Here is a 3,252-nt window from a genome sequence, read left to right on the forward strand (position 1 = left end):
ACACGACGATACCGTCGTCCGGAAAAACGTCATCGCCTTCCAACGGGAAATCGCCATCGGCTGACAAAAGTTACCTTTTGCGTTCAGGGAGTGACAACGCCCCCTTGCGGGGTACCGCGTGTGCGCTCGACGACTTCTCCGTTCTTCTCCATCGGCGCTGCCAGCCATCTTTCGATGTAGAGCAGAGCCCACTTGCATGTGACGTGCTTCCTGACCGCCTTCAGCAAGAGATCGTGCGGAATATTGTCAAACAGCCCTTTGACGTCGAATTCCAGAACCCAGTCATGCTTCCAGCACCGCTGACGCGTCACGCCAACGGCATCCAGAGCCGATTTTCCCGGCCTGTAGCCGTAGGAGTCTGGAAGAAAGAGGGTATCCAAATCCGGCTCAATCATCTGCTTGACCACCATCTGCGCGATCCGATCGCTGACCGTGGGCACACCCAAAACCCTTTCGCCTCCAGTCTTCTTCGGAATGGAGACAGCGCGAACCGGCGGGGGGAAGTACGTCCCTGAGGACATCCGATTCCAGACCTTGTAGAGGTTTCCCGCAAGGTCCTTCTCGAACATCTCCAAGGTCTGCCCGTCCACCCCGGCTGCGCCTTGGTTGGCTTTGACCGCTTTGTAAGCTTCGTACACTTGTCGTTTCGCAATTCGAAACGGCTTGTCTGTCGTATTCTCCAAAGTCATCCTGTTTCCAGTTGTTCCAAACAATACGACCACCTGATCCGACCCCTTTGCTCCGACCCCATTACAGGGCCTTCAACGCTCATACGGGCCGGTCCGCCCCAGTCTCCTGCATCGGTACTCTCGCCTTGCGGTTTGGCCCGCTTGAGCTTCTCCCTTTGCATCAGGAGCCTGGTTCCTGCAGTTCCGCGCGAATGCCTGTGTCCGACTCACGCCCCCTCAACGCCGGTCGCCGCCCGCCCTGTCATCAGGCACCCGGCGGGCTTGTCCCAGGATGACGAGACGGTCCTGGTTTCGGCGACACTTACGTTCATAACGACGCGTCTTCGAAGGGTTCACTTTCGTTCGTCTTTCGGACACCCACCTGCTCGGATCTCGTCCGAACTTTTCATCCAACGCTCACCACCACGGCTCTTTACCGCAGCAGCTTGGACTGGTTTGAGACCTGCTCCTGAAAGCCGATCCCGGAGGGCCGTCCCCCATCATTCACGCAGCTTTACGCTTCGGTCTTAGTTCATGTTGAACTCCTTCCGTTACTCTGCAGCACACTCTCGTCGATGAAGACCAGACGTGCCGGATCGAGGCGACCCTGCCACGACCTCCAGCGCTGGCGGCGACGGGCAATGTCGGCCCGGGCCTGCTCAAGAGCGAACAGCGTTTTTTTTGAAGCTCAGGCCCTCGCGCTTCAAGAACATCCAGCGTTGTGGGAGATCATCACCCCGCGTGCGGCCAACTCGTCCTTCAGCCGATGCAGCGTCAGATCAGAGGTCTGGCTGATCCGCTCCACGATGAAGGCTCGATGCGGCTCCAGAACCCGCTTGCGGTGTCCGCCCATCTTGCCCGGCGCCACCGAGCCGGTGGCACGGTAACGCTGTGACCACTTCACCACCGAGGAAACTGCGACGCCAAAACGCGACGCCACCGGACGGCAGCTCTCGCCGGCGCCGACTGCTTCAACAACACGCTCACGAAGATCGTTCGAAAGGGCTCGTGTCATCAGATGCTGGCCTCCATCCAGCCAGCATCTTGATGGGGTGGACGGCCCCCGACCCAGCGGCATCGCAATGTGCCAAGATGGCGTTGTCAAAGGACCATCAGAGGGAAGGAACCGTCCGCATGCAAGTTATCACGATCGGATTGGATATCGCCAAGAACGTCTTTCAAGTTCACGGCGTCGATAATGCAGGAAACGCGGTGCTCCGTCGAAAAATTCGGCGCGATCAGCTTATCCCGTTGCTTCGCGATATGCAGCCGTGCCTCATCGGCATGGAGGCCTGCGCGACGGCGCACCATTGGGCGCGGGAGCTGATTGCACTCGGGCATGTGGTCAAGTTGATGCCGCCGGCTTACGTAAAGGCCTACGTCAAGCGCAACAAGAACGATGCGGCCGACGCGGAAGCGATCTGCGAGGCGGTGACGCGACCGACAATGCGGTTCGTGGCTGTCAAATCGGCGGATGCCCAGAGCATTCTGATGCTTCATCGGGCTCGCCACCTCTTGGTTCGGCAGCGCACAGCGCAAATCAGCGCCATGCGGGCGCATCTGGCCGAGTATGGCGTCGTCGCACCGAAGGGCCGGGCCCATGTCCGTGGTCTAATCGAAGCTCTTGACAAGGGCGATGGGCCGCTCCCCGCGATGGCGCGACAGGTTCTTATCCTCCTCGCCCGAACGATCGAGGGGCTTGGCGCGCAAATCCGGAAGATCGAGATCGAGCTTCTGGCGTGGTATCGCACGAACCAGGTCTGCCGGCGGCTTTCAACCATTCCCGGAATCGGCTTCGTCACGGCGACTGCCCTCGCTGCCACCGTCGTCGACGCAAAAGTCTTCCGCTCCGGTCGTCAATTCGCTGCTTGGCTGGGTCTTGTTCCAAAGCAGCATTCCTCCGGTGGCAAAGACAGAATGGGAGGGATCTCGAAGATGGGAGATCGCTATTTGCGGCATCTCCTCGTCGTCGGCGCCACGGCGGTCGTCCGATACACGCGGCGAAAAGCGACCACCGTCAGCACCTGGGCGAGCCAGTTGCTCGAGCGTAAGCCGGCACGGCTGGTCACGGTCGCTGTCGCCAACAAGGTAGCGCGGATCGCCTGGGCGGTGATGGCGCGTGAGGAAAACTACCGCGCGACGCCGTCAATGGCTCAAGGGTAATCGACGGTCGCGCGAAATGACAACCAGTTTGGGCAGGAGAGAACGACATCAGTGATGCAGATCCGGTCAAGCCGGGGATCGGGAGAACCTGAGTGATTCAACGCGCATCGCAGCGCGGCAGCTTGATGAGGGCCCGATCCACCGACACCATCATGGCCAGCGGCCTGAGGCCGCACAAAAACAGGCCGAACACATGAATGAACCTGACCGCTTCAGTATTGCCATTGTCAGAATCTTCTTGCTCAACGGGGGCCGTCCACACATGAATCACAAACATGACGTAATCGCGGGAGCGGTGGCCACCAAAGCTGTGGCGGCGATGTTCGGTGCGGATTCCGACGTGAAGCCGGCCGCCATTCCGATCAAACACCGGCCACCATTCCGACGTGAAGCCGGCCACCATTCCAACCAAAGACCGGCC

1 protein-coding gene and 3 pseudogenes are annotated in these 3,252 nt (G+C 59.9%); 1 reads left to right on the forward strand and 3 read right to left on the reverse strand.

All coding sequences use genetic code 11. The features are described from left to right. Positions 1-86 precede the first annotated feature (86 nt). Positions 87-689, reverse strand: a pseudogene (locus tag IQ26_RS38655) (reverse transcriptase domain-containing protein); the annotation flags it as partial. A gap of 529 nt (positions 690-1,218) precedes the next feature. Next, positions 1,219-1,746, reverse strand: a pseudogene (locus IQ26_RS38665) (hypothetical protein); the annotation flags it as partial. A gap of 56 nt (positions 1,747-1,802) precedes the next feature. Here IQ26_RS38665 and IQ26_RS38670 point away from each other — a divergent pair. After that, on the forward strand, positions 1,803-2,831 hold the full coding sequence (locus IQ26_RS38670) for an IS110 family RNA-guided transposase (protein ID WP_145723551.1): 1,029 nt from the start codon (positions 1,803-1,805) through the stop codon (positions 2,829-2,831). A 97-nt stretch (positions 2,832-2,928) separates the two neighbouring features. On the opposite strand, the pseudogene IQ26_RS38675 reads toward IQ26_RS38670, so the two are convergent. Next, a pseudogene (locus IQ26_RS38675) lies at positions 2,929-3,252 on the reverse strand (hypothetical protein); the annotation flags it as partial.

Source organism: Mesorhizobium tianshanense, assembly GCF_007830515.1.
GTDB lineage: Bacteria > Pseudomonadota > Alphaproteobacteria > Rhizobiales > Rhizobiaceae > Mesorhizobium > Mesorhizobium tianshanense.